Consider the following 23,464-nt stretch of genomic DNA (forward strand, 5'->3'; position numbering starts at 1 on the left):
CACCACCCCCCAGGTCATACCTACGACAGGGGGCAACAGTCATACCGGGCCCGGAGGCCAGCGGCCCCATTGCAGGACCGCGAAAAAGATAACGGGGTAGGGCGGCCATGGCACAGGCCCAGGGTTGGTGCGGCGGCACATCGGCCGCCCAGCCGTCACCGCCCACACACACCGCAGCGGCCGCCACGTCGCGCCCACAGCGGGTCCCCCGGCCGAATATTGGGGCAGGCCTGGCGGGCCGGTGGGGGCGGTATCCAGGCAACCGCAGCCACCCCGGACTGCCTTCATACCCCCACTGGGGATCAGGCGCTTGCTCCTACGGAGGGGGCGGGGGTGTAGGGGTGGGTGTTCTGGACTGTGGAGCATATTTGTGTGCAGGATCCGGGCAGGGATGGGATGAGCAGGTGCTGGAAACGCACGTAAATGTGCTGTCCAGAATGGCCGGCCCCGGAGGCCCCGCACCCGGCACCCACTGAAACGCGCGCCGGGGTGCGTGACTTCACAGGGCACCCGGGAGGGCGGGCGGGGAAAAACCTACCCGGACCGCAAGCGCAGCGTCAGTTGAGCAAGGCGCGCGCGGCCCGCGCCTGACGCCGCAGAACCCCCGCCACCGCGGGCTCCGCCGCGTCGAGGACCTCCGCACAGGCCTCCATCTCGGCCGCGCCCCGCACGAAATCCCCCGCCCGCACCAGCAGTTGCGCGTGCTCCTGCCGCAACCGCCCGGGATGGTGCGGCAGGAGCAGGGAGAGCTCGACCGCCCACAGCTGGACCGCGAGGTGCTCGGGGCGTACGTCGGCCCAGGCACGGATGTTGTTCAGCACGCGCAGCACGATGTCCAGCGGGTCGGCCGGGCTGAGCATCGCCGGGGACGGAGCGGACCCGGTGGCGCCGGCCACGAGCAGGCGTACGTCCTCGTCACCGAGGGGGCGCCCGCCGTTGAAGGGGTCGGCGAGCACGAACGCGCCGGCCGGGTCGCCGAAGCCGACCACGAAGTGGCCGGGGAGGGCGACGCCGTGGACCGGCGCACCGGCCCGCCGGGCGACCTCGATCCACACGACCGACAGCAGGATGGGCAGCCCGCGCCGCCGTCGCAGGACCTCGTGCAGCAGTGAGGAGTCCAGGCGCTGGTAGTCCGCGGGCGTCCCGCCGAAGCCGAGCCGGCCGCCGAGCAGGGCGGCCGTGGCGGCGGCCCAGTCGGCAGGCCGGGTCAGTCCGTACGGCAGGAGCCCGGCGAGCCGGTCGAGTTCGATCTGCGCGGCGTCCGTCCCGGCCTCGCCGAGGCCCGGGTCGGCCTCCTCGCCGATGAGCAGGCACAGCGTCGCCAGGTCCGGGCGCGGTTCGCGGGCGGCATCGGCGAAGCGCCGCCTCACGGTGTCCTCCATGTCGCCGCTCCTAACCGTCCGCCGGGCGCGGTCCGCGCCGGTAGTGGTACCCGTGGTGCGTGCCGAAGCCCAGCCGGTCCCAGAGCGCGCGGGCGCCCTCGTTGTCGGCCTCGACCTGGAGGTACGCGCCCGAGGCACCCTCGTCCAGGGCCTTGCGGGCCAGTGCCGCCACGACCGCCGTGGCCAGCCCGCCCCGTCGCGAGGCAGGGTCGGTCTCGACGGCGCCGAAGGACGCCCAGCGTCCGTCGACCACGCACCGGCCGATCGCTGCGGGCGCGCCTTCCGCGGCGCCGGGCACGCTTGCCAGCCACACGGAGGGGCCGCCGGTGAGAACGGCGAGTGCCGCGTCGCCGAGGCCGCCGGTGCGGTGGTAGCGGGCGAGCCACCCGGAGTCCACCTCCCGTGTCAGCCGCACTCGTTCGGCGCCCGACAGGTCCGCGAGCGGCGCCAGCGGGGCGGTGCGGAGCAGGGCGTGGCCCTCGGCGGTCCAGCCGAGGGCGTCGAGCGACGCCGCGAGGGCCTCGTCGCCGTCCTCGCCGCCCGTGGTGACCTGGATGTACGCGGGCAGCCCGCGTGCGCCGTACCAGCGGGCCACCGCCTCGGCCGCGGCCGCCACCGGCAGCCCCGGCTCGCCGAGCGGCAGCGCGGAGTTGGCCCTGCGGGTGAATCCGCCGGCGGCGCGGAGCGTCCAGGTGCCGAGCCGCGCGGTCTCGGGCGCGGGCCAGCAGCGCGCGGCGCTCTCCTGCAGTTCGCGGACGGTCGCGCGGGGTGCCCGCGCGCCGCGCCGGACCGGCGTGTCGGGAACGATCTTGGCCGCCACGAGCAGGGGTTCCGCGATGCGGACGGCCTCCCCGTTCCTGCGGGTCACGACCAGTGCGCCCGCGTCCCACGATGTGAGAACCCCTACGGCGTCGGTGAACACGGGGCGCCCGCCGACGATCTCCGCGATCCGGCGGACCGATACGCGTTTACCCACGTCAGAGGGGGTTATGCGTACGTCCGCCCGAGCTCCGGCGGTGAAATCCATGCTCATGACCGCCCCTCCTGTTCGTCTGCCGCCCAAGAACGGAGATACTAGGGGCGGGCATCGACGACGCCGCGCTCCCGCGCGAGACAGCCCTATCGAGGAGGAACGACAGCGTGACCTACGTCATCGCGCAGCCTTGTGTCGACGTCAAGGACAAGGCGTGCATCGAGGAGTGCCCGGTCGACTGCATCTACGAGGGCCAGCGGTCCTTGTACATCCACCCGGACGAATGCGTCGACTGCGGAGCCTGTGAGCCGGTCTGCCCGGTGGAGGCCATCTTCTACGAGGATGACACCCCGGAGGAGTGGAAGGACTACTACAAGGCGAACGTCGAGTTCTTCGACGAGCTCGGTTCGCCCGGTGGCGCCTCCAAGCTCGGGCTGATCGAGCGCGACCACCCCTTCATCGCCGCCCTGCCCCCGCAGGGCGAGTGACCCCGACAATTGCGGGCGGTCCCGTACGGCACACCGCCGTGCGGGACCGCCGTGTTTAGCGGCCCCCGGGCCGTTCGGTAACGGAAAGTGAGCATCAGCGTGGCGCAGCCAGTCTCGTCCAGACTCCCCGTCTTCCCGTGGGACCGGCTCGAACCGTACAAGGCCACGGCCGCCGCACACGCCGGCGGGATCGTCGACCTGTCGGTGGGCACCCCCGTCGACCCGGTCCCCCACATCGTCCGCCGCGCGCTGAGCGAGGCCTCCGACAGCCCCGGCTACCCCACGGTGTGGGGCACCCCCGAGCTGCGCGCCGCCATCACCGGCTGGGCGGGCCGCCGGCTCGGCGCCCCGGACCTGGGGGACACGCATGTGCTGCCGGTGGTCGGTTCCAAGGAACTGGTCGCCTGGCTGCCGACCCAGCTGGGCCTGGGCGCCGGCGACAAGGTCGCGTACCCGCGGCTGGCCTACCCGACCTACGAGGTCGGCGCGCGCCTGGCGGGCGCCGAGCCGGTGGTCTACGACGAGCCGACCGAGCTCGACCCGGCCGGCCTGCGGCTGCTGTGGCTCAACAGCCCGTCCAACCCCACCGGGCGGGTGCTCGGCAAGGAGGAGCTGCGCCGGGCGGTGGCCTGGGCGCGGGAGCACGGCGTGCTGGTCTTCAGCGACGAGTGCTACCTGGAGCTGGGCTGGGACGCCGACCCGGTCTCGGTGCTGCACCCGGACGTCTGCGGGGGCTCGTACGAGGGCATCGTCGCCGTCCACTCGCTGTCCAAGCGCTCCAACCTGGCGGGCTACCGGTCGGCCTTCCTTCTGGGCGACCCGGCCGTGCTGGGCGAGCTGCTGCAGATCCGCAAGCACGGCGGCATGATGACGCCCGCGCCGGTGCAGGCCGCCACCATCGCGGCCCTCGGTGACGACGCCCACGTGGCCGGGCAGCGCGAGCGCTACGCGCGGCGCCGGGCGGCCCTGCGCACCGCCTTCGAGACGGCCGGTTTCCGCATCGAGCACAGCGAGGCCAGCCTCTACCTGTGGGCCACGCGTGACGAGTCGGGCTGGGACACGGTCGCCGACCTGTCCAAGCGCGGCATCCTCGTGGCGCCCGGCGACTTCTACGGCGCGGCCGGCGAGCGGTACGTGCGGATCGCGTTCACGGCCACCGACGAACGGGTGGCGGCCGCCGTGCGCCGCCTGGCCGGCTGACCGACCCGTAGCGGGAGAACCCGAAGTGCCCGAAGGGCCCGGGGAGCCGAGGCTCTCCGGGCCCTTCCGGTGCGGCTGTGGGGGTCAGCCGCCGAGGGGAAGCCCCTTGAGGGGAAGCTGGTCGGTGGTGGGCAGGCTCTGCAGCGGCAGGCCGGTCTTGCCGGCGTGCTTGCCGACCTCCACGGCGGCGCCGCCGATGGTGCCCACCGCCTTCGTGGCGACGCCGCTGACGGCCGGCTGGACCGTCTTGCCGAGACCGGCCACCGTGTTCGCCGTGGCGGGCACGGACTGCTGGACGGTCTTCACCGCGCCGGAGTCCTGGGCCGCATTGGTGACCGTGCCGGCGAGTTCCGGGGCCTTGTCCACGTTGGTCAGCCCACCCAGGTCGCCGACCTGCGGCAGCTCGGCGGCGGACGCGGCACCGGCACCGATGAGAGGAGCCGCGGCCGCGCCGACCAGCAGGGCGGCCCGGACGATCCGACGCGTGAGGGGGAGAGACATGGTGCTCCTTTTACGGAGAGACGACAGTTACGGCGTGACATGTCCGCGGGGCGGACGTCGTGACTACCGCGTGAGGTGCCCCGAAGGTTGCGGCCGCCTCAGGTAAAGAGTTGGCAATGCGGTGAGTTCCGGCGGCCGGTAAAGCGGAGCAATTCGGACGCCTTGAGCTGCGCCGACGAAACGTCACGGCCGTTCCTCAGATGGGGTTTTGACGTTCTCCCGAGGTGGTTTCCCATCTGATGGGTTTGGCGTACAAGCGACCCGCCTGGGGGTGAATGCCCGCACTATTGCGCGACGGTGATGCGCACGTCTTCGGTCGCGGTGCCGGAATCGGCGCTATTCGATTTCGTCCAGCCCTTGCCGGAGGCCGCCGCCGACCACTCGCTCTCCGCGAACGCGACTTTCTCCACCTTCAGTTCATGGGCGTGCGCCACCGCCCACTGCGCGAGTTCCCAGCCCCGCCGGGCGTCCCCGCCGCGGCCCTCGCCGTCGGCGGGCGCGGAGGGCACCGCCACCGTGCGCGGCCCCGCGGTCTGTTGGCCACCGCCCTTGGCGCGGTCCGCGGCACCGCCGTTCTTGGCGTCGCCCTCCGCGCCGGCCCCGGGGTCCGGATCGGCGGCCGCCATCGTCCGCGGCGCCACGTCCGGGCCGAACTCCCGTACCAGGCGGGAGCGCACCTTCGCCGCGTCCCCACCGGTGACGGTCCGCTCGCCGTCCGCCGTCGTGCAGGTCAGCGCCGCACCGTGCCGGCCGGTGAGGGCGGCGGCCAGCAGCGCCGCGTCCGCCTCGTGCTTGGCGTACGCCTGCGGATAACCGCTCTTCTGCACCCGTTGCGCGGCCACGGTGAGCGGCAGCCGCGAATAGCCCTGGATCTTCACCAGGCCGTCGAAGAACTCGTTCGAGGCATAGACCGGGTCCATGATCTGCGCCGCCGTGCCCCAGCCCTGCGAGGGACGCTGCTGGAACAGGCCCATCGAATCCCGGTCGCCGTGGTTGATGTTGCGCAGCGCGGACTCCTGCATCGACGTCGCCAGCGCTATCGCCACGGCCCGCTCCGGCAGTCCGCGCGAACTGGCGACGGCGGCGATCGTCGAGGCGTTGGCGGCCTGCTGCGGCTCCAGCCGCAGCGTCCCGCCCTCGGCGGTCACCGTGCACTCGACGGGCCCGGGACCCCCGATCACGCCGAAGTGGTGGGCCGCGTAGCCCGCGCCCCCCAGCAGCACCAGGGCGGCGGTGACCACCCGCGCGGCCCGCCCCCGCTTTTTGGGGGCGCGCGCGGCGGGGCTGGACGTCGACGTCGGCTTCGGCACGCGCACACCGTACCGAAGGCGGCTGTGCCGACCACGGTATTCGTCCCCCGGTAAGGTCGGCCTCATGGAACGGCCCGTGCTCGATCTCAGTCAGGACGCCGCCGCGGTGACGGCGCAGCTCGTCGACATCCCCTCCGTCAGCCTCGCCGAGAAGCCGCTGGCGGACGCCGTGGAGGAGGCGCTGCGCGCCCTGCCGCACCTCACCGTCGACCGCGACGGCGACGCCGTGGTCGCCCGCACCCGTCTGGGCCGCGCCGAGCGGGTCGTGCTCGCGGGGCACCTGGACACCGTGCCCATCGCCGACAACGTCCCCTCCCGGCTGGACGACGACGGCATCCTGTGGGGCTGCGGCACCACCGACATGAAGTCCGGCGTCGCCGTGCAGCTGCGGCTCGCCGCCACCCTCACCGAGCCCCATCGCGACCTCACCTTCGTCTTCTACGACGCCGAGGAGATCGAGGCCGAGCGCAACGGGCTGCGGCGGCTGGTCCAGCATCACCCCGACTGGCTGGAGGGCGACTTCGCGGTCCTGCTGGAGCCCACCGACGGCAAGGTCGAGGGCGGCTGCCAGGGCACCTTGCGGGTCCGCGTCGAGACCACCGGCCGCCGCGCCCACTCCGCGCGCGCCTGGCTCGGGGAGAACGCCATCCACAAGGCCGCGCCGGTGCTGGCCCGGCTCGCCGCCTACGAGCCCCGGCAGGCCGTCATCGACGGCCTGACGTACCGCGAGGGCCTCAACGCGGTGATGATCGAGGGCGGTCACGCCGGCAACGTCATCCCCGACGCGTGCGCGGTGATCGTCAACTTCCGCTTCGCCCCCGACCGTTCCGAGGCCGAGGCCTTCGACCACGTCCGCGAGGTCTTCGAGGGCTTCGACGTGCTGCTCACCGACAGCGCCCCCGGCGCCCTGCCGGGCCTGTCCCACCCCGCCGCGGCGGCGTTCGTGACGGCCATCGGCACCGAGCCCGCGCCCAAGGACGCCTGGACGGACGTCGCCCGCTTCTCCGCGCTCGGCGTCCCCGCGGTGAACTACGGCCCCGGCGACCCCAAGCTGGCCCACACCCGCGAGGAGCACGTCGCCGTCGCCGCCGTCCTGGAGGCGGAGCGGAAACTGCGCGCCTGGCTGGCGTAACGAGCTGTTCAGCGGCGCGTTCTTGATCCGCGCGGTGGGCGCGTGCGTACCCTGACCGGACCGGGGGGACGCAGCGAAAGGAGCGCGACATGGACCATGACGCGGAGGAGGCGGCGGCGGCCGAGACGGCGGCGGCGGAAGGCAGCTCCGCAGGGCGAGGCTGGCCCGAGCGCCACACCGGCCCGGTGGTGCGCCGCCGGGGCCAGGTGCAGAAGTCCACCACCGACCAGCGGCTGCTGGACACCCGCGGCCCGTCGGACTGGGTGCACGGGGATCCCTGGCGCGTGATGCGCATCCAGTCCGAGTTCGTCGAGGGCTTCGGCGCGCTGGCCGAACTCGGCCGTGCCGTCAGCGTCTTCGGCTCCGCCCGTACGCCCGAGGGCGCCCCGGAGTACGAGACCGGCGTCCGCATCGGCCGGGCCCTCGCGGAGGCCGGCTTCGCCGTCATCACCGGCGGCGGCCCGGGCGCCATGGAGGCGGCCAACCGCGGCGCGTGCGAGGCGGGCGGCGTCTCGGTGGGGCTCGGCATCGAGCTCCCCTTCGAGCAGGGGCTCAACCCCTACGTCGACATCGGCGTGAACTTCCGCTACTTCTTCGTCCGCAAGACGATGTTCGTGAAGTACGCCTCCGGCTTCATCGTGCTGCCCGGCGGCTTCGGCACGCTCGACGAGCTCTTCGAGGCCCTCACCCTGGTGCAGACCCGCAAGGTCACGCAGTTCCCCATCGTCCTGTTCGGCACCGCCTACTGGCGGGGCCTGGTCGACTGGGTCCGGGAGACCGTCGTCCACCAGGGCAAGGCGTCCCCGGTGGACCTGGAACTGCTGCACCTCACCGACGACGTGGACGAGGCCGTCCGCCTGGTGACCAAGGAGAGCGGCGACTAGCCGCTCTGCCCCAGCAGGCAGGCAGCCGGCGCGGGCGGGCCCGTCAGGCCAGTCCGCGCCGGGCGACCGCCGGTGGGCGCCGGCCCGCGATGGACGCGACCATGTCGAGCACCTGCCGGGTCTCGGCGACCTCGTGCACGCGGTACACCCGGGCGCCCAGCCAGGCGGACACCGCCGTGGTCGCCAGCGTGCCCAGCAGCCGTTCCTTGACCGGACGGTCCAGCGTCTCGCCCACGAAGTCCTTGTTGGACAGGGAGACCAGCACCGGCCATCCCGTCGCCGTCATCTCCGGCAGGCGCCGGGTCGCCTCCAGGGAGTGCCGGGTGTTCTTGCCGAAGTCGTGCCCGGGGTCGATCAGGACGGCGTCCCGCCGCACCCCGAGGGCCACCGCCCGCTCGGCGAGCCCCACGGTGACCTTCAGGATGTCCGCCATCACGTCGTCGTAGCCCACCCGGTGCGGCCGGGTGCGTGGCTGCGCGCCGCCCGCGTGCGTGCACACCAGGCCGACGCCGTGCTCGGCGGCGACCTCGGCGAGCCGGGGGTCGACCCCGCCCCACGCGTCGTTGAGCAGGTCCGCGCCGGCCTCGCAGACGGCCTCGCCGACCTCGTGGCGCCAGGTGTCCACGCTGATGACGACGTCGGGGTGGCGCCGCCGCACCTCGGCGACGAAGTCGACCGTGCGCCGGATCTCCTCCTGCGCCGAGACCTCCGCCCCCGGGCCCGCCTTGACACCGCCGATGTCGACGATCGCGGCGCCCTCGGCCACGGCCTGCGCCACGCGCGCCAGGGCGGGCTCGTCGCCGAACGTGGCGCCCTGGTCGTAGAACGAGTCCGGCGTCCGGTTCACGATCGCCATGATCACGGGTTCGTGCTCGCCGAATTCCCGTGTGCCCAGCCTCAGCATGTCGCGCCCGTCTCCTCGAAATGTGGTCCGCCGACCGAAGATAGTCGCCGACCGCGCACCGCGCGCACAGCGCGGCGTGGCACGATCGTGCCGTACACGTCGGGCCGACCCCGGGAGAGGTCTTGTTCTGGTTCTTGCTCATCGCGCTGGTCGCGGTGGTCGCCGCGGTGGCCCTCGCGGTGCTCGGTGACGGCGGGGGGCTCCGTGACGTGGAGCCGGACCGGCTGGACGACCGGCTGCCGCGCGAGCGACCGGTGGGGCGCGCCGACATAGAGCAGCTGCGGCTGCCGGTGGCCGTGCGCGGCTACCGCATGCTCGACGTCGACGACGTGCTGGACCGGCTGGCCGCGGAACTCGCCCAGCGCGACGCGCACATCGCCGACCTGGAGGCAGCGCTCGCCGGGGCGCACGCCACCGCGTTCGGCGGCCCCTCCCTGGTCAAGGACGCCGCCCAGGACGCGGAGGACGCCGCCCACGAGCCCAGCGGGCCCGGCGGCGAGCGATGAGCGCAGTGGTCGTCGGGGCGGACGGCAAGGCGCGCTGCCCCTGGGGACTGGAGACCGAGACCTCCGCGGACTACCGGGAGTACCACGACACCGAGTGGGGTCGGCCGGTGCACGGCGAGGCCCCGCTCTTCGAGCGGGTCTGCCTGGAGGCCTTCCAGTCGGGTCTGTCGTGGATCACGATCCTGCGCCGCCGCGAGGGCTTCCGGAAGGCCTTCGCGGGCTTCTCGCCGGACGCCGTGGCCGTCTTCACCGACGAGGACCGCGAGCGGCTGCTCGGCGACTCCGGCATCATCCGCAACCGCGCCAAGATCGACGCGGCGATCTCCAACGCACGGGCCACGCTGGAGCTGCGCGAGGGCTACGAGGGCGGCCTGGACGCACTGGTGTGGTCCTACGCGCCGGACCCCGCCGATCGGCCCGCCCCCCGCACCTCCGCGGACGTACCGGCCGTCACGGCGGAGTCCACCGCCCTGGCCAAGGACCTCAAGAAGCGCGGTTTCCGCTTCGTCGGCCCCACCACCGCCTACGCGCTGATGCAGGCCTGCGGCCTGGTGGACGACCACCTGGCCGGCTGCTTCGCCCGCCGCTGAGGCCGCGGGGCAGCCGGCCGCCGGAGGCCGTCAGCGCCCCAGGTAGCGGGGCTTCTCCTTCTTGAGGAACGCCTCGACCGCGATCCGGTGGTCCTCGGAAGCGCCCGCGAGGGTCTGCAGCTCGTCCTCCTTGGCCAGCGTCTCGACCAGCGAGTGCTCCTGGCCGTACGCCAGGGACGCCTTGACCGCCGCGTAGGCGACCGTGGGGCCCTCGGCGAGGCCGCGGGCCACCGCGGCGGCCTCGGCGGCCAGGTCGGCCGCCGGGACGAGCCGGTTGACGATGCCGAGTTCGTACGCCTCCTGCGCGGGGACCGTCCGCGGGAAGAGCAGCAGGTCGGCGGCGCGGCTGCGGCCGATCAGCCGGGGCAGCGTCCACGAGGCGCCGGAGTCGGCGGTCAGCGCGACGCCGACGAAGGAGGTGTTGAACGCCGCGGTGTCGGCGGCCACGCGGTAGTCGCAGGCGAAGGCGAAACCGGCCCCCGCGCCCGCCGCGACGCCGTTGATACCGGCGACGACCGGCTTGGGCATGGTCGTGATGGCCGTGACGATCGGGTTGTAGTGCTCCCGGACCGTGGACATGGCGGGGCCGCCGCCCGCCTCGCCGCTGAGCGCCACATGCTCCTTGAGGTCCTGTCCCACGCAGAACGCCCTGCCGGTCGCGGTCAGCAGCACCGCCCGCACCACCCGGTCGGCGCCCGCCGCCCGCAGGGCGTCGCGGAGGGCGACCTTGGTCTCGACGTTCAGCGCGTTCATCGCGTCGGGGCGGTTCAAGGTGATGGTGGCGAGTCCGTCGCTCACCTCGTACAGCACGGTGTCGGCCATGTGATCCCCTTCGTCGCGGCTCGCGTTCGGGGTCAGCATGCCGGAGATCGCCGCACGCGAACATGTGACGTCCATCAAACGCACACGAGTGGGCGATCACCGAAATGGACGGTTTTGCGGGACCGGGTTCTCGAACGGATGGGAACCGATGTTGGTCATCGGGTCACCCGATGCGGGATAATGGCCGAGAACCAATGTGTTCGAGTCCGGTGGCGCCTGGGCCACCGTGTGCGAAGAGCTGGTTTCAGGAAGGGGAACGAGCATGGCGGCCATGAAGCCGCGGACGGGTGATGGCCCGCTCGAGGTGACCAAGGAGGGGCGGAGCATCATCATGCGCGTTCCGCTCGAGGGCGGCGGACGGCTTGTCGTCGAGCTGACCCCGGACGAGGCGGATGCACTCGGCGAGGCATTGAAGAAGGCCATCGCCTGAACCGGCCAATCCAAGCCTTGGGCCCCCGGCAGCACGCCTGCGCCGGGGGTCGCTTGTTTGTTCTTTCCGGAAGAACGGCGGACCCGCAGAACCGCAGACCCGCAGAACCGCTGAACGGCCGGACGGTGCGAAACGCACCTGAATACGGGCGCGCGGCGGTATCGGCGACGCCGGAATGGTCAGCCGCGCCGTACCGCGCAGAGCAGTCCGTCGTCGGTCGGCAGCAGGACCGGGGCGAGCGCGGGATTGTCCCGGACCGTGCGCATCAGCTCGCGCAGCCGGATCACCTCGGCCTCCTGGTGGGCGGCGTCCATCGCGCGGCCCTGGGCGAAGGCGCCCTCGAAGCAGACCAGACCCCCCGGCCGGAGCAGGCGCAGCGATTCACCCAGGTAGTCCGGGTACTCCAGCCGGTCCCCGTCGCAGAAGACCAGGTCGTAGCCGCCGTCGGCGAGGCGGGGGAGTACGTCCAGCGCCCGGCCGGGGATGCAGCGGGCGCGGTTGGTGGCGAAGCCGGCCTCGCGGTAGGCGCCGCGGGCCAGTTGCTGGCGGTCGGGCTCGGTGTCGACGGTGGTCAGCACGCCGTCGGCGCGCATGCCGTGCAGCAGGTGGATGCCGGAGACCCCGGTGCCGGTGCCGATCTCCACGACCGCCTTGGCGTCGGTGGCCGCGGCCAGCAGGCGCAGGGTCGCGCCGGTGCCCGGGGAGACCGGACGCACGCCCGCCTCACGAGCTCGCGCGCGGGCTCGTATCAGCGCGTCGTCCTCGGCGACGAAAGCGTCCGCGAACGCCCAGCTCGCCTGCCGGTTGCCGGTAATTGCCCTCTCCTGTCCGCGTGACGGTTGCAGCCCGCCCGGCGACTGTATCCGTTGCGGTCGGGAACCCGGAGATGGGACCAGTCGTTGGGAGGTTCGAGAGATGGTGGGGAACGAGGGCCGCGCGGATGAGCTCGGCACTTATCCGGAGCTAACGGGCGAGGTGGATATGGTAGGGGCTCTACTGGACACCACCAGAGCCGATAGGGGAGGTGCGGCTGCGGCGGGTCACCGGGGAGTGCTGTCGCGCTTCCGCAGGTCGGCCGGCGAGCCGAAATCCGTGACCGATACAGCTGACGACCGTCCGCGCTCCGACGAGTCCTCGACAGTGGCCGCCAACGCGACCTTCGCCACCGACGGGGGTGCTCAGACGTGGACCCCTCCCTCCTGGGAGGAGATCGTCAGTACGCACAGCGCCCGGGTCTACCGTCTCGCCTACCGCCTGACGGGCAACCAGCACGACGCCGAGGACCTCACGCAGGAGGTCTTCGTCAGGGTCTTCCGTTCGCTGTCGACGTACACGCCCGGCACTTTCGAGGGCTGGCTGCACCGCATCACCACGAACCTCTTCCTGGACATGGTCCGGCGCCGCCAGCGCATCCGTTTCGACGCACTCGGCGACGACGCGGCAGAGCGCCTGCCCAGCCGTGAGCCGTCCCCCGCGCAGCACTTCGCGGACACGCACTTCGACGCCGACATCCAGCAGGCGCTGGACACCCTCGCACCGGAGTTCCGCGCCGCGGTCGTGCTCTGCGACATCGAGGGCCTGTCGTACGAGGAGATCGCGGCGACGCTCGGCGTCAAGCTCGGCACGGTGCGCAGCCGCATCCACCGCGGCCGCTCCCACCTGCGCAAGGCGCTGGAGCACCGGGCGCCCGCCGCCCGTCCGGGCCGGGCACCCGTGCTGACCACGGGCCGGGCGGCCCTGGAGGGCGGGGGCACGTGAGCAGCACCCGCAGCCGGCATCTGCTCTGCGCCGAGCAGCACCTGGGAGACCATCTCGCCGCCTTCGTCGACGGTGAGCTGCACGACGACGCCCGCGACCGGGTGCTGGCGCACCTGGCGACCTGCACCGAGTGCAAGGACGCGGCCGACGAGCAGCGCCGTATGAAGGACGCGATCGCGGCCTCCGCGCCGCCCGCACTCTCGGCGGGCCTGCTGGCCCGCCTCCAGGAGCTGCCCGCGGGCGACGGGGACGCGACGGGCGGGCCCTTCGACGGCGGCGGGATGATCCAGGCCGCGAGCCTCGGCGGCGAGCGGCTGAACGGCGATCTGTTCGGCAAGGCCCGCGAGGAGTTCGCGCTGCCGCTGTCGGCATCGGCGTCCCGGGGCTTCCGGATCCACGAGACGGCGCGTCCCAGCACCCCCGCGGCGCCGGGCCCGACCGGCTCGGCCGGCCGCGGCCGGCGGCGGTTCGCCTTCGCGGCGGCCGGCGCGTTCTCCATGGCGGCCATCGCCCTGGGCGGCGCGCTGCCGCTGGACGGCGCCCCTGAGCCCGGTCTGGACGAGACCGGTGCCGCGGTGACCCCTCTGAGCTCGCAGCAGTCCGCCCGGCCCGCCGCCGATGTGTGGGCCAGGCCGAACGGCGACCTTCTGCACCCGAGCAGCGGTACGCGGCCCTTCGCGATGACCTCGCCGACGTCCGAGGGCCGGGTCGACCCGGCGGCCGTCGCGCGGTCCCTCCTGGCACCGGGCCGTCGGGCGTCCCCCTCGCCCTCCGCGTCCGGGACGGCGGTTCCGGCCACCCTGGCCGCCCCCGCGCCGGGTACGTCGGCCACGGCCTCCCCGCGTCCCGGCGGCGGCACCCCTGCCTCGCCGTCGGCATCCGTTCCCGCCGACTCGGCCACCCCCCTGCTGGGCTCCTTCCCCGTCAGCCGCTGAGCGGGCGGCTGCGGGCGGCGCCGACTCCTGGTTCAATCCAGGGAGGACAGGTCGTCGTAGGGGAGCACTGTGGACCAGGGGAAGCCCGGCGGGCCGAAGTGGTGGAGCCGCCCGGAGCCGGTGTCACCGGCCCCGCCGGAGACGCACGCCGCGCCCCGGTCCGGTCCGTCCGCCGCCCCGCCCCCGCAGCCTCCGCAGGACGCCGTCCCGCGGCACGGCTCAGACCCGTACGACACCCCGCCCTACGGTGAGCCCGGGCCCTGGGCGCCGGCGCCTCCCGTCACCCGTCCGGCGGACACCGCACCGCCCTCCCGGCCTCCCCTGCCGGCCGCGCCGCCGCCCACCGCGAACCCGGTCCCGCCGCCGCTCCCGGTCGGCCAGTGGCACCGCTACGACCCCTGGGCGGCCCCCGGGCCGCTGTCCGCCGCCCCCCGGACCTCCCGCCGCCGCGGCCCGCTGGCCGCCGGCCTGGTCGCCCTCACGCTGGTGGCCGGCGGCATCGGCGGCGCCCTGGGCGCGTACGTGGCGCAGAGCGACGGATCGGAGCAGGTGACCCTGCCCCAGGTCACCCGGGACGCCGGGAAACGCGCCCCGGACAGCGTCGCGGGCATCGCCGCCAAGGTCCTGCCGGGCGTGGTCTACATCCACGTCAAGAGCGACAGCGGCGAGGGCACCGGCACCGGCTTCGTGCTGGACGACGAGGGCCACATCCTCACCAACAACCACGTCGTGGAGACCGTCGCGAAGAGCGGCACCATCTCGGTGACCTTCAACGGCGGCCAGATCCGCTCAGCGAAGATCGTCGGCCGCGACACCGGCTACGACCTGGCGGTCATCAAGGTCAGCGGGGTCAAGGGGCTGCGCCCGGTCGCCCTCGGCAACTCCGACGCGGCCCAGGTGGGCGACCCGGTGGTCGCCATCGGCGCCCCGTACGGCCTGGAGGGCACCGTGACCTCCGGCATCATCAGCGCCACCCAGCGGCCGATCACCGCGGGCGGCGACACCGAGGGCAGCGACGTCAGCTACGTCGACGCCATCCAGACCGACGCCCCGATCAACCCGGGCAACTCCGGCGGCCCGCTGGTGGACTCCCGGGGCCTGGTCATCGGCATCAACAGCGCCATCCGCTCCGCCGACACCGGCTCGGACCCCTTCGGCAACGGCAGCCAGGGCGGCAGCATCGGCCTGGGCTTCGCCATCCCCGTCAACCAGGCGAAGCGGGTCGCCGAGCAGCTGATCAACAAGGGCAAGGCCACCCACCCGGTGATCGGCGTCAGCATCAATCTGCAGTACGAGGGCGACGGCGCCCAGGTGAGCCCGGAGGGCGAGGGCGACGGGGAGTCCATCACCCCGAACGGCCCCGGCGCCAAGGCCGGTCTCGAGCCGGGCGACGTCATCACCGCCATCGACGGCAAGCGCGTGCACAGCGGCGAGGAGCTGATCGTGCGCATCCGCAGCCACCGTCCCGGGGACAAGCTGGCCCTCACCCTCAAGCGCGGCGGCAAGCAGCGCAGCGTGCAGCTGGTCCTCGGTTCGGCCACCGGCTGAGCCGGGGCACGGGTTTACCCCGGCGCGGCCTACTGTTGACCCCGGGCCACTCCCGCCTACCTGGTTCGGGCAGGTACGGTGAGATCCGCCGGATTCCGTCCGCCGGCCGAGGACCACGAGGAGCTGCACGGTGTTTTCAGACATAGGCGCGCTGGAGGTCGTCGCGCTCGTGATCCTTGCCGTGCTCGTGTTCGGGCCCGACAAGCTGCCCAAGGTCATCAAGGACGTCACGCAGTTCATCCGCAAGGTGCGTGAGTTCTCCGACAGTGCCAAGGCGGACATCCGCAAGGAGCTGGGCCCGGAGTTCAAGGACTTCGAGTTCGAGGACCTCAACCCGCGCAACTTCGTCCGCAAGCAGCTGCTGGACAACGACGAGCTCGGCCTGAAGGAGATCCGTAACGGATTCGACTTCAAGGAGGAGATGTCGGCGGTCACCGACGCCGTCCACGGCCGGGACAGCGGTTCCGGCGGCGGCGGTTCCACCGGCGGTTCCGGCTCCCCGGGCACGCCGGACCGGCTGCGCAAGCGGGACGGGCTGGAGCCCGGCGAGGCTCCGCCGTTCGACTCCGACGCCACCTGAACCGGGGCCCCTGCCCCGTTCAGGTCGCGCGAGTGGCTATTCTCCCTTTGTTTGCCCTTATGGAGGAGGCGCCGCGCGTATGGAGACCACAGCTGATCCAGCGGATCGTACGATCGACGGCTATCTCAGGGCCGACTTCGCCTGGTACGGGCTGGACGAGGCGTTCACCGGGCACCGCTGGCTCGCCCCCGTCGGCAGGAGCGCGGACGGCACCGTGGAGCACGGCTCGACGGGCCACGGTGACGAGCCCTCCGTGAAGGTGGAGCCCACGCCGGACAACCGCCGCTTCACGGTGGTCGTGACGGTCGCGCAGCGCCCGGTGCGGCACAGCGCCGACGGCACGGGCGTCCTGGAGGAGACCTCGGTGTCCTCCGCGGCGTGGCTGGCCGGCTCCGGGCTGCTGTCGTGCACCTGGCCCACCCAGATGGAACGCCATCTGCGCGAGGACTGGCTGGACCAGCAGACCGCCATCGCGTGGGACCTGGCCGACAACCTCGACGGTGCCGACTGGTCGACGCTCACCCTGCCGGTGGACGGCGAGCCCGCGCCCTTCCACTACCGCGAGTCCGAGTACGGCTGGGTGATGGCCGGTTCCGCGCGCGGGGTGCACCTGGGCGCGTTCGGGCGCGGCATGAGCGCCTACGGTCTCGGGCTGTCGCGGGTCAAGGACATCCACGCCTACCGGCGTTGACCCGCGGTCACACGACAGGGGCGCCCTCACGAGGAGGACGCCCCTGACGCGGCGGCAGCCGCCGCTCAGAACTTGTTGCGCGGCGTGATGCCCAGGGACATGCCGGCCAGACCGCGCTGACGCCCGCCGAGCTTGCCGGCGATGTCGCGGAGCGCGGAGCCCGCGGGGGACTGCGGGTCGGTGAGCACGACCGGGCGGCCGTCGTCGCCGCCCTCGCGCAGCCGGACGTCGATCGGGATCTGGCCCAGCACCGGCACGTTGGCGCCGGTCGTACGGGTCAGGCCCTCCGCGACGCGCTCGCCGCCGCCGCTGCCGAAGACGTCCACCATCTCGCCGCAGTGCGGGCAGGGCAGCCCGGACATGTTCTCGATGACGCCGACGATCTTCTGGTGGGTCTGCACGGCGATGGTGCCCGCGCGCTCGGCGACCTCGGCCGCCGCCTGCTGGGGCGTGGTCACCACGAGGATCTCGGCGTTGGGGACCAGCTGGGCGACCGAGATGGCGATGTCGCCGGTGCCGGGCGGCAGGTCGAGCAGCAGCACGTCCAGGTCGCCCCAGTACACGTCCGCGAGGAACTGCTGCAGCGCGCGGTGGAGCATCGGGCCGCGCCACACCACGGGGGCGTTGCCCGGGGTGAACATGCCGATGGAGATGACCTTCACGCCGTGTGCCGAGGGCGGCATGATCATGTTCTCGACCTGGGTGGGACGGCCGTCCGCGCCCAGCATGCGGGGCACGCTGTGGCCGTAGATGTCGGCGTCGACCACACCGACCTTCAGGCCGTCGGCGGCCATCGAGGCGGCGAGGTTCACCGTCACCGAGGACTTGCCGACGCCGCCCTTGCCGGAGGCCACCGCGTACACGCGGGTGAGCGAGCCCGGCTGGGCGAAGGGGATCTCGCGCTCGGCCTGGCCGCCGCGCAGCGAGGAGGCCAGTTCGCGGCGCTGCTCGTCGCTCATCACGTCCAGTTCGACGCTGACCCCGGTGACGCCGGCGACCTTGGCGACCGCCGTGGTCACCAGGCTGGTGATGGTGTCTCGCATCGGGCAGCCCGACACCGTCAGGTACACGCCGACCCGCACCGCGCCGCCGTCGGCGATGTCGACGGACTTGACCATGCCCAGGTCGGTGATCGGCTTGTGGATCTCGGGGTCGTTCACCGTCGCGAGGGCGGCGCGCACCGCGTCGAGCGAGACAGCGCCTGCGGGAGTGTCGTCAGCCATGGCTCGATGGTACGTCGCGCGTGAACGGCCCATGACCCGCGGTGGTCGGGTTCACACGGCCCCGCCCGCCCTCACTCCGCGTCGGCGCGCGCCTGCTCGTGGAGGTCCTTGAGCAGTTCCTGGAGCTCCGAGCGGATCCAGTCGCGGGTGGCGACCTCGCCGAGTCCCAGCCGCAGCGCGGCGATCTCGCGGGTGAGGTACTCGGTGTCGGCGATGCTGCGTTCGTTGGCCTTGCGGTCCTGCTCCAGATTGACCCGGTCCCGGTCGTCCTGCCGGTTCTGGGCCAGGAGGATGAGCGGGGCGGCGTAGGAGGCCTGCAGCGACAGCATCAGGGTCAGGAAGATGAACGGGTACGGGTCCCAGCGCATCCCGGGCGGCGCGAACGCGTTCCACGCCACCCAGGCGATGATGACCACGGTCATCCAGACGATGAAGCGGCCCGTCCCCAGGAAGCGGGCGATCTTCTCCGACAGCCGCCCGAAGGCCTCGGGGTCGTAGGCGGGGAGCAGGCTGATCCGGCGTACCAGCGGCTGGTCGAGCCGGACCCGGGGGCGCTCGTCACTCATCCCCGGCCACCCCGTGCAGCTCGGTCTCGCGCCAGTCCTCCGGCAGCAGGTGGTCCAGTACGTCGTCCACGGTCACCGCGCCGAGCAGCGAGCCGCCCTCGTCCACCACCGGCACGGCCACCATGTTGTACGTCGCCAGGAAGCTGGTGACGGCCGGCAGCGGGGTGTCGGGGTGCAGCGGCTCCAGGTCGTTGTCGAGCAGCGAGCTCACCAGCGTGAACGGCGGGTCGCGCAGCAGCCGCTGGAAGTGCACGGTGCCCAGGTACTTGCCGGTGGGGGTCTCGTCCGGCGGCCTGCAGACGTACACCTGGGCGGCGAGCGCGGCGGACAGATCGGGGTTGCGGACCCGCGCGAGGGCGTCGGCGACGGTGGCGTCCGGGCGCAGCACGATGGGCTCGGTGGTCATCAGACCGCCCGCGGTGCGCTCCTCGTACGACAGCAACCGCCGCATGTCGGCGGCCTCGTGGGGTTCCATGAGGCCGAGGAGGCGTTCCTGCACCGGTTCGGGCAGCTCGGCGAGCAGGTCGGCGGCGTCGTCGGGGTCCATCGCCTCCAGGACGTCGGCCGCCCGCTCCTCCTTGAGCTTGCCGAGGATCTCCACCTGGTCGTCGTCGGGCAGCTCCTCCAGGACGTCCGCCAGCCGGTCGTCGTCCAGGGCGGCCGCGACCTCGGCGCGGCGCTTGGCCGACAGGTGGTGCAGCACGCCCGCGAGGTCCGCCGGGCGCAACTGGTCGAAGGTGGCGAGCAGCGCCTCGGCGCCCTGCGCGTGCTCGTCGAGCGAGAAGCCGGTGACCGCCGACCACTCCACGGTCAGGGTCTCTCCCCGCCGCCCGCCGGCGCCGCGCCACGCGAGGCCCACGCGCCCTTCGAGTTCGCGCCGCAGCCCGCGGCCCCTGCCGCGGCGGACGAAGACCTTGTCGATCTCCCAGTCGCGCCGGGCCGGCAGCCGCACCATCGACACGTCCAGCACGGTCACCTCCTCGCCGGTGTCGACCAGCGTGACCCGCTGGTCCAGCAGCTCGCCGATGACCAGGGTCTCGGTGGGGCGCTGCTCGAAGCGCTGCATGTTGACCACGCCGGTGGTGATGACCTGGCCGGATTCCACACCGGTCACCCGCGTGATGGGCAGGAAGATCCGGCGCCGGCTCGCCACTTCGACCACCAGGCCGGGCACGCGCGGGGGGCGGCCGCCGACCCGCAGCATCACGATCACGTCCCGGACCCGGCCGACCTGGTCCCCGTTGGGGTCGAAGACCCGCACCCCTGACAGGTGCGAGAGAAAGACCCGGGAGGTTCCGGCTGCCATGCGGTCAGGCTAACGCCGCAGGTCGTACCGGGCGCGCGGGGATGCTCCACGGGGGCTTCGCATCGCGTTCACAGCCGTTCACCCGGCCGGGGGTACGCTTCGGTAGCTTCGGCTCCGCTTCGCCGTTCAGGACGGCGACGACGACCGCAGGAGGAAGAGAACACCGTGATCCCCGGCCGCCGTTCAGCCGCCCTCACGAGCCTCGTGTGCGCACTGGCGCTCACCCTGCTGACGGGATGCGCGGGTGATCCGGACGCGGGGACCAACGGCGTCGGCAAGCTGCCCCCCACCACCATCGAGAAGCGCGCCCGCACCGCGGCGGAGACCGCCGACACCGTGCGGCTGTCCGGCACGGTCGTCAGCCAGGGCCGCACCTACACCCTCGACATGCGGCTGCGCGGCAACGGCGGCTTCGGTGAGGTCAGCACCAAGGGCAGCACCTTCGAGCTGCTGCGGGTCGGCAAGGACCTGTACCTGAAGGCCGGCGCGGGCTTCTACGGCGACGAGGTCGGCGCCAAGCTCAAGAACAAGTACGTCAAGGTGCCCGCCGGCGATCCCGCCTACCGCCAGTTCAGCGGCTTCACGGACAAGGAGGTGCTGCTGGACGGCTTCTTCGTGCTGCGCGGCGACCTCGCGCTGGGCGACCACCGCAAGGTCGGCTCCGTCCGCACCATCGCCGTCACCGCGGACGGCGGCAGCGGCGGCACGATCGACGTCTCCCTGGAGGGCACGCCCTACCCGCTGCGCTACGAACGGGCCGGCGGCGCGGGCACGCTGACCATGGCCGACTGGGGCAAGGACTTCACGCTGCGAGCCCCCGACAAGGACGAGGTCGTCGACTACGGCCGGTCCGTGACGTCGTAGCCGCCCTCAGCCGCGGCCGCGCCGCCGGAACAGCAGCTTCGGCAGACCGGCCGGAGCCGGGCGGCGGGTGGTGGCGGCGGTGGGCACCGGGACCGCGGCGCCGCTGTGCTCCGGCATCAGGCCGGGCCGCTCGGTGGGCGCCCCCGCCGGCTCCAGGCGCAGTACGCGGCATTCGCGCGCCCAGCGCTCGGTCATCGTCTCGGCGTCCGGCGCGTTGAGCCGCTTGCCCTTGAGCTCCGCGACGGCGGCGGTCCACGCCTCCTCCTGCGGGGGCAGTTCCGAGACCAGGGCCGGGAAGGCGACCAGCCGGCCGCCCTTGTCCTTGCTGCGGAGTGTCACCAGGGCGCTGCCGCCGGGGGAGAGCCCGGGCAGCGGCTGCTCGCCGGGGCCGCCGCCGACCAGCACGACCGCGCCGTCCACCCACGCGTGCCACAGCGCCTGACCGTCGACCCACAGCAGCCCCGACTTCTTCGCGGCCTCCTCGATGAGTGCCCGGTCCAGCAGGGGCTGCTCCACGCTTTCCGTCATGCGCCCAGCCTATTGCCTGCCCTTCCGGGGCCGTCGGCCGCACGCATCGTGAGACGACAGGGGCTCGGGCGGGGTACGGGCCTTACGCTATGGGGGTCGCCGTCCCGCCGCCCCGAGGAGACCCCGCGTGTCCGCCGCGCCGCCCACCAGCAGCAGCCCCGCTTTGACGACGGCGGTGGAGGCCCCGGACGCCGTCCCGCAGGCCAAGGCCCCCCTGGACTTCGCCCTGCTGGCGGTGGCCATCGCCGGGGTGTCGCTGTCGGCGCCGCTCATCGCGGCCACGGCCGCGCCCGCGCTCGCCATCGCGTTCTGGCGCAACGCCATGGCGGTGGGTGTGCTCAGCCCGTTCGCGCTGCTGCGGAACCGCGCGGAACTGCGCGGCATGGGCCGGCGGGCCTTCGTGATGTCGCTCGCCGCGGGCGCGGTGCTGGCCCTGCACTTCGGGCTCTGGCTGCCCAGCCTGTCGATGACCTCGGTGGCCTCCTCGACGGCGATGGTCACCACGACGCCGGTCTGGACCACCCTCTTCCTGCGGCTGCGCGGTCAGCGGCAGCCCGCGCTGGTGTGGGCGGGCACCGGCCTCGCCGTCCTCGGCGTGGTCATCCTCACCGGCGTCGACCTGTCGCTGTCGCCCCGCGCCCTGGCCGGGGACGCGCTGGCGCTGGCCGGCGGCATCGCCGCCGCGGGCTACGTACTGCTGGGCGCGGAGGTGCGACGGACCGTCAGCACCACCGCGTACACCTTCGTCTGCTACGCCACCACCGCCGTGGCGCTGCTGGCGGCCTGCCTCGTCTCCGGCTCCGCGCTCGCCGGCTACTCCGGTACGACCTGGCTGAAGCTCGCCGCGCTGACCGTGGCCGCCCAACTGCTCGGGCACAGCATCCTCAACCGCGTGGTGCGCGGCCTCGGCGCCTCGACCACCTCCACGGCCATCCTGCTGGAGACGCCGGGCGCCGCGCTGGTCGCGGCCCTCTGGCTGGGCCAGACCCCGCCCGTGGCGGCGTACCCGGCGCTCCTGGTGATCCTGGCCGGACTGGCGCTGGTCGTCCTCGCCGACCGCCGCAAGGGCTGAACGCGCCCTACAGCCAGCCGTTGCGGCGCAGGATGCGGTGGATGGCGAGGCAGATGCCACCGATGGCGACCAGCACCATCGGGTACCCGTAGCGCCAGTGCAGTTCCGGCATGTGCTCGAAGTTCATGCCGTACACACCGCAGATCATGGTCGGTACGGCGATGATGGCCGCCCATGAGGTGATCTTGCGCATGTCCTCGTTCTGCGCGACCGCCGCCTGGGCGAGGTTGGCCTGGAGGATCGAGTTCAGCAGGTCGTCGAAGCCGACGACCATCTCGTGGACGCGGGCGACGTGGTCGGCGACGTCCCGGAAGTACTTCTGGATCTCCGGGTCCACCACGCGCATCGGCCGCTCGCTGAGCATCTGCATCGGCCGCAGCAGCGGGGAGACCGCGCGCTTGAACTCCAGCACCTCGCGCTTGAGTTGGTAGATCCGCCCGGCGTCGGTGGCGCGCGGGGACTTGCCCTGCGCGGAGAAGACGTCGATCTCGACCTCGTCGATGTCGTCCTGCACGGCCTCGCTGACCGCCAGGTAGTCGTCGACGACCTGGTCGGCGATGGCGTGCAGCACCGCCGAGGGGCCCTTGGCCAGCAGCTCGGGGTCGTCCTCGAGACGGTGGCGCAGCGCGCGCAGCGAGCCGTGGCCGCCGTGCCGGACGGTGATGACGAACTGCCGGCCGGTGAAGACCATGACCTCGCCGCTCTCCACCACCTCGCTGGTGGCGGTGAGTTCGGCGTGCTCGACGTAGCGGATGGTCTTGAACACCATGAAGAGCGTGTCGTCGTACCGCTCCAGCTTGGGCCGCTGGTGGGCGTGGACGGCGTCCTCCACGGCCAGCGGGTGCAGCCCGAAGACGTCCGCGATCTCGGAGAACTCGCGCTCCGACGGCTCGTGCAGCCCGATCCACACAAAGCCCTCGTCGCCGCCGCCGCTCACCTTCTCCAGCGCCTCGCGCGGAGTGATGTGGTCGCTGCTGCGGCGGCCGTCGCGGTAGACGGCGCAGTCCACGACGGCGCTGGGCACGGTGGTGTTGCGGGAGCGGTCCGGGCCGTAGTCGTACGAAGTGCTGCTCTTGCGCAGGGCGGGGCGGACGACTGCGCGCAGGTCGCGGATCATCGACATGGCAAGCTCCTTCACGGACTGGCCGGACTGAAATGCGGATCAGGGCAGGGTGATCACCGTTGATCACTGCGCAGTTCAGCGAGCTCTTCCGGAGGCGGCAGGCGGCCCGGGCAGACCAGGGGGCGGGCAGGGCGGCTACAGGGGCACG

General features: G+C 73.0%; 26 protein-coding genes. 14 read left to right on the forward strand and 12 right to left on the reverse strand.

Going from position 1 to position 23,464, the window contains the following annotated elements:
- Positions 1-557: 557 nt before the first annotated feature.
- On the reverse strand, positions 558-1,382 hold the full coding sequence (locus ACFYXS_RS06890) for a transglutaminase-like domain-containing protein (RefSeq protein WP_389244732.1): 825 nt from the start codon (positions 1,380-1,382) through the stop codon (positions 558-560).
- A 10-nt stretch (positions 1,383-1,392) separates the two neighbouring features.
- On the reverse strand, positions 1,393-2,409 hold the full coding sequence (locus ACFYXS_RS06895) for a GNAT family N-acetyltransferase (protein WP_389245786.1): 1,017 nt from the start codon (positions 2,407-2,409) through the stop codon (positions 1,393-1,395).
- Between the two features lie 113 nt (positions 2,410-2,522).
- On the opposite strand from ACFYXS_RS06895, the gene fdxA reads away from it, so the two are divergent.
- Together fdxA and dapC are read left to right on the forward strand one after the other, a co-directional pair.
- Entirely contained in the window at positions 2,523-2,843 is a 321-nt protein-coding gene (gene fdxA / locus ACFYXS_RS06900) for a ferredoxin (protein ID WP_018561461.1), read from the forward strand.
- Positions 2,844-2,942: 99 nt separating this feature from the next.
- Entirely contained in the window at positions 2,943-4,043 is a 1,101-nt protein-coding gene (dapC, locus tag ACFYXS_RS06905) for a succinyldiaminopimelate transaminase (RefSeq protein ID WP_389244734.1), read from the forward strand.
- A gap of 84 nt (positions 4,044-4,127) precedes the next feature.
- Here the strand turns inward: dapC and ACFYXS_RS06910 are convergent, their stop codons facing one another.
- Together ACFYXS_RS06910 and ACFYXS_RS06915 are read right to left on the reverse strand one after the other, a co-directional pair.
- Positions 4,128-4,544, reverse strand: coding sequence for an ATP-binding protein (locus ACFYXS_RS06910; protein ID WP_389244736.1), 417 nt, complete (start codon positions 4,542-4,544; stop codon positions 4,128-4,130).
- Between the two features lie 284 nt (positions 4,545-4,828).
- Positions 4,829-5,854 (reverse strand): heavy metal transporter, encoded by a 1,026-nt coding sequence (locus ACFYXS_RS06915; RefSeq protein WP_389244738.1) that lies wholly within the window; start codon positions 5,852-5,854, stop codon positions 4,829-4,831.
- 64 nt (positions 5,855-5,918) lie between these two features.
- Between ACFYXS_RS06915 and dapE the strand changes: the two genes are divergently transcribed.
- A complete protein-coding gene (gene dapE / locus ACFYXS_RS06920) occupies positions 5,919-6,986 on the forward strand; it encodes a succinyl-diaminopimelate desuccinylase (RefSeq protein WP_389244740.1) in 1,068 nt (355 codons plus the stop codon).
- Between the two features lie 89 nt (positions 6,987-7,075).
- Positions 7,076-7,870 carry a TIGR00730 family Rossman fold protein gene (locus ACFYXS_RS06925; RefSeq protein ID WP_389244742.1) on the forward strand — a complete coding sequence of 265 codons (795 nt, stop codon included), beginning with the start codon at positions 7,076-7,078 and terminating at the stop codon, positions 7,868-7,870.
- A gap of 43 nt (positions 7,871-7,913) precedes the next feature.
- Here ACFYXS_RS06925 and folP read toward each other — a convergent pair whose 3' ends face one another.
- Positions 7,914-8,774 carry a dihydropteroate synthase gene (gene folP / locus ACFYXS_RS06930; protein ID WP_389244744.1) on the reverse strand — a complete coding sequence of 287 codons (861 nt, stop codon included), beginning with the start codon at positions 8,772-8,774 and terminating at the stop codon, positions 7,914-7,916.
- Positions 8,775-8,896: 122 nt separating this feature from the next.
- Here folP and ACFYXS_RS06935 point away from each other — a divergent pair, with 122 nt between their 5' ends.
- Positions 8,897-9,280, forward strand: coding sequence for a DivIVA domain-containing protein (locus ACFYXS_RS06935; RefSeq protein WP_319665556.1), 384 nt, complete (start codon positions 8,897-8,899; stop codon positions 9,278-9,280).
- A complete protein-coding gene (locus ACFYXS_RS06940; RefSeq protein ID WP_389244746.1) occupies positions 9,277-9,870 on the forward strand; it encodes a DNA-3-methyladenine glycosylase I in 594 nt (197 codons plus the stop codon). The genes ACFYXS_RS06935 and ACFYXS_RS06940 overlap by 4 nt, the downstream gene beginning before the upstream one ends.
- A 30-nt stretch (positions 9,871-9,900) precedes the next feature.
- On the opposite strand, the gene ACFYXS_RS06945 is transcribed toward ACFYXS_RS06940, so the two are convergent.
- Complete coding sequence (locus ACFYXS_RS06945; protein ID WP_389244748.1) at positions 9,901-10,692, reverse strand: enoyl-CoA hydratase/isomerase family protein; 792 nt, start codon at positions 10,690-10,692, stop codon at positions 9,901-9,903.
- Between the two features lie 262 nt (positions 10,693-10,954).
- Here ACFYXS_RS06945 and ACFYXS_RS06950 point away from each other — a divergent pair, with 262 nt between their 5' ends.
- On the forward strand, positions 10,955-11,122 hold the full coding sequence (locus ACFYXS_RS06950) for a DUF3117 domain-containing protein (RefSeq protein ID WP_018561471.1): 168 nt from the start codon (positions 10,955-10,957) through the stop codon (positions 11,120-11,122).
- Between the two features lie 179 nt (positions 11,123-11,301).
- Here ACFYXS_RS06950 and ACFYXS_RS06955 read toward each other — a convergent pair whose 3' ends face one another.
- Positions 11,302-11,967, reverse strand: coding sequence for an O-methyltransferase (locus ACFYXS_RS06955; protein ID WP_319665578.1), 666 nt, complete (start codon positions 11,965-11,967; stop codon positions 11,302-11,304).
- A 136-nt stretch (positions 11,968-12,103) separates the two neighbouring features.
- On the opposite strand from ACFYXS_RS06955, the gene sigE reads away from it, so the two are divergent.
- From sigE to ACFYXS_RS06980, 5 genes are all read left to right on the forward strand, one after another.
- Entirely contained in the window at positions 12,104-12,880 is a 777-nt protein-coding gene (sigE, locus tag ACFYXS_RS06960) for an RNA polymerase sigma factor SigE (RefSeq protein WP_360907370.1), read from the forward strand.
- Entirely contained in the window at positions 12,877-13,815 is a 939-nt protein-coding gene (locus ACFYXS_RS06965; protein ID WP_389244751.1) for a zf-HC2 domain-containing protein, read from the forward strand. Before sigE ends, ACFYXS_RS06965 begins: the two co-directional genes overlap by 4 nt.
- Positions 13,816-13,884: 69 nt before the next feature.
- Entirely contained in the window at positions 13,885-15,363 is a 1,479-nt protein-coding gene (locus ACFYXS_RS06970) for a S1C family serine protease (RefSeq protein WP_389244753.1), read from the forward strand.
- A 130-nt stretch (positions 15,364-15,493) separates the two neighbouring features.
- Positions 15,494-15,943, forward strand: coding sequence for a sec-independent translocase (locus ACFYXS_RS06975; RefSeq protein ID WP_389244755.1), 450 nt, complete (start codon positions 15,494-15,496; stop codon positions 15,941-15,943).
- Between the two features lie 79 nt (positions 15,944-16,022).
- Entirely contained in the window at positions 16,023-16,634 is a 612-nt protein-coding gene (locus ACFYXS_RS06980) for a hypothetical protein (RefSeq protein ID WP_389244757.1), read from the forward strand.
- Between the two features lie 65 nt (positions 16,635-16,699).
- Here the strand turns inward: ACFYXS_RS06980 and ACFYXS_RS06985 are convergent, their stop codons facing one another.
- The 3 genes from ACFYXS_RS06985 to ACFYXS_RS06995 all read right to left on the reverse strand — a co-directional run bounded on the left by ACFYXS_RS06985 (position 16,700) and on the right by ACFYXS_RS06995 (position 19,729).
- Positions 16,700-17,857: an Mrp/NBP35 family ATP-binding protein gene (locus tag ACFYXS_RS06985; RefSeq protein ID WP_319665564.1), complete on the reverse strand. Its 1,158-nt coding sequence runs from the start codon at positions 17,855-17,857 to the stop codon at positions 16,700-16,702.
- 71 nt (positions 17,858-17,928) lie between these two features.
- A complete protein-coding gene (locus ACFYXS_RS06990; RefSeq protein WP_389244760.1) occupies positions 17,929-18,423 on the reverse strand; it encodes a DUF1003 domain-containing protein in 495 nt (164 codons plus the stop codon).
- Complete coding sequence (locus tag ACFYXS_RS06995) at positions 18,416-19,729, reverse strand: magnesium transporter MgtE N-terminal domain-containing protein (RefSeq protein WP_389244762.1); 1,314 nt, start codon at positions 19,727-19,729, stop codon at positions 18,416-18,418. Before ACFYXS_RS06995 ends, ACFYXS_RS06990 begins: the two co-directional genes overlap by 8 nt.
- A gap of 165 nt (positions 19,730-19,894) precedes the next feature.
- Here ACFYXS_RS06995 and ACFYXS_RS07000 point away from each other — a divergent pair, with 165 nt between their 5' ends.
- Positions 19,895-20,593: a hypothetical protein gene (locus ACFYXS_RS07000; protein ID WP_389244764.1), complete on the forward strand. Its 699-nt coding sequence runs from the start codon at positions 19,895-19,897 to the stop codon at positions 20,591-20,593.
- A gap of 6 nt (positions 20,594-20,599) precedes the next feature.
- On the opposite strand, the gene ACFYXS_RS07005 is transcribed toward ACFYXS_RS07000, so the two are convergent.
- Positions 20,600-21,121, reverse strand: a complete 522-nt coding sequence (locus ACFYXS_RS07005; protein ID WP_389244766.1) for a hypothetical protein — start codon at positions 21,119-21,121, stop codon at positions 20,600-20,602.
- Positions 21,122-21,248: 127 nt separating this feature from the next.
- Between ACFYXS_RS07005 and ACFYXS_RS07010 the strand changes: the two genes are divergently transcribed.
- Positions 21,249-22,193: a DMT family transporter gene (locus ACFYXS_RS07010; RefSeq protein ID WP_389244768.1), complete on the forward strand. Its 945-nt coding sequence runs from the start codon at positions 21,249-21,251 to the stop codon at positions 22,191-22,193.
- A 7-nt stretch (positions 22,194-22,200) separates the two neighbouring features.
- On the opposite strand, the gene ACFYXS_RS07015 is transcribed toward ACFYXS_RS07010, so the two are convergent.
- Positions 22,201-23,316, reverse strand: coding sequence for a magnesium and cobalt transport protein CorA (locus ACFYXS_RS07015; RefSeq protein ID WP_389244770.1), 1,116 nt, complete (start codon positions 23,314-23,316; stop codon positions 22,201-22,203).
- Positions 23,317-23,464: the final 148 nt, after the last annotated feature.

The sequence above is a fragment of the Streptomyces sp. NPDC002574 genome (assembly GCF_042889545.1).
Classification (GTDB): domain Bacteria; phylum Actinomycetota; class Actinomycetes; order Streptomycetales; family Streptomycetaceae; genus Actinacidiphila.

Bases quoted from the DNA above. Each gene is read 5' to 3' on its own strand.
- ACFYXS_RS07015 (WP_389244770.1), bottom strand. From the start codon at position 23,316: ATGTCGATGATCCGCGACCTGCGCGCAGTCGTCCGCCCCGCCCTGCGC.
- ACFYXS_RS06995 (WP_389244762.1), bottom strand. From the start codon at position 19,729: ATGGCAGCCGGAACCTCCCGGGTCTTTCTCTCGCACCTGTCAGGGGTG.
- ACFYXS_RS06945 (WP_389244748.1), bottom strand. From the start codon at position 10,692: ATGGCCGACACCGTGCTGTACGAGGTGAGCGACGGACTCGCCACCATC.
- ACFYXS_RS06940 (WP_389244746.1), top strand. From the start codon at position 9,277: ATGAGCGCAGTGGTCGTCGGGGCGGACGGCAAGGCGCGCTGCCCCTGG.
- ACFYXS_RS06890 (WP_389244732.1), bottom strand. From the start codon at position 1,382: ATGGAGGACACCGTGAGGCGGCGCTTCGCCGATGCCGCCCGCGAACCG.
- ACFYXS_RS06910 (WP_389244736.1), bottom strand. From the start codon at position 4,544: ATGTCTCTCCCCCTCACGCGTCGGATCGTCCGGGCCGCCCTGCTGGTC.
- ACFYXS_RS06925 (WP_389244742.1), top strand. From the start codon at position 7,076: ATGGACCATGACGCGGAGGAGGCGGCGGCGGCCGAGACGGCGGCGGCG.
- ACFYXS_RS06985 (WP_319665564.1), bottom strand. From the start codon at position 17,857: ATGGCTGACGACACTCCCGCAGGCGCTGTCTCGCTCGACGCGGTGCGC.
- folP (WP_389244744.1), bottom strand. From the start codon at position 8,774: ATGCTGAGGCTGGGCACACGGGAATTCGGCGAGCACGAACCCGTGATC.
- ACFYXS_RS06980 (WP_389244757.1), top strand. From the start codon at position 16,023: ATGGAGACCACAGCTGATCCAGCGGATCGTACGATCGACGGCTATCTC.
- ACFYXS_RS06950 (WP_018561471.1), top strand. From the start codon at position 10,955: ATGGCGGCCATGAAGCCGCGGACGGGTGATGGCCCGCTCGAGGTGACC.
- sigE (WP_360907370.1), top strand. From the start codon at position 12,104: ATGGTAGGGGCTCTACTGGACACCACCAGAGCCGATAGGGGAGGTGCG.
- ACFYXS_RS07005 (WP_389244766.1), bottom strand. From the start codon at position 21,121: ATGACGGAAAGCGTGGAGCAGCCCCTGCTGGACCGGGCACTCATCGAG.
- dapE (WP_389244740.1), top strand. From the start codon at position 5,919: ATGGAACGGCCCGTGCTCGATCTCAGTCAGGACGCCGCCGCGGTGACG.
- ACFYXS_RS06895 (WP_389245786.1), bottom strand. From the start codon at position 2,409: ATGGATTTCACCGCCGGAGCTCGGGCGGACGTACGCATAACCCCCTCT.
- ACFYXS_RS06990 (WP_389244760.1), bottom strand. From the start codon at position 18,423: ATGAGTGACGAGCGCCCCCGGGTCCGGCTCGACCAGCCGCTGGTACGC.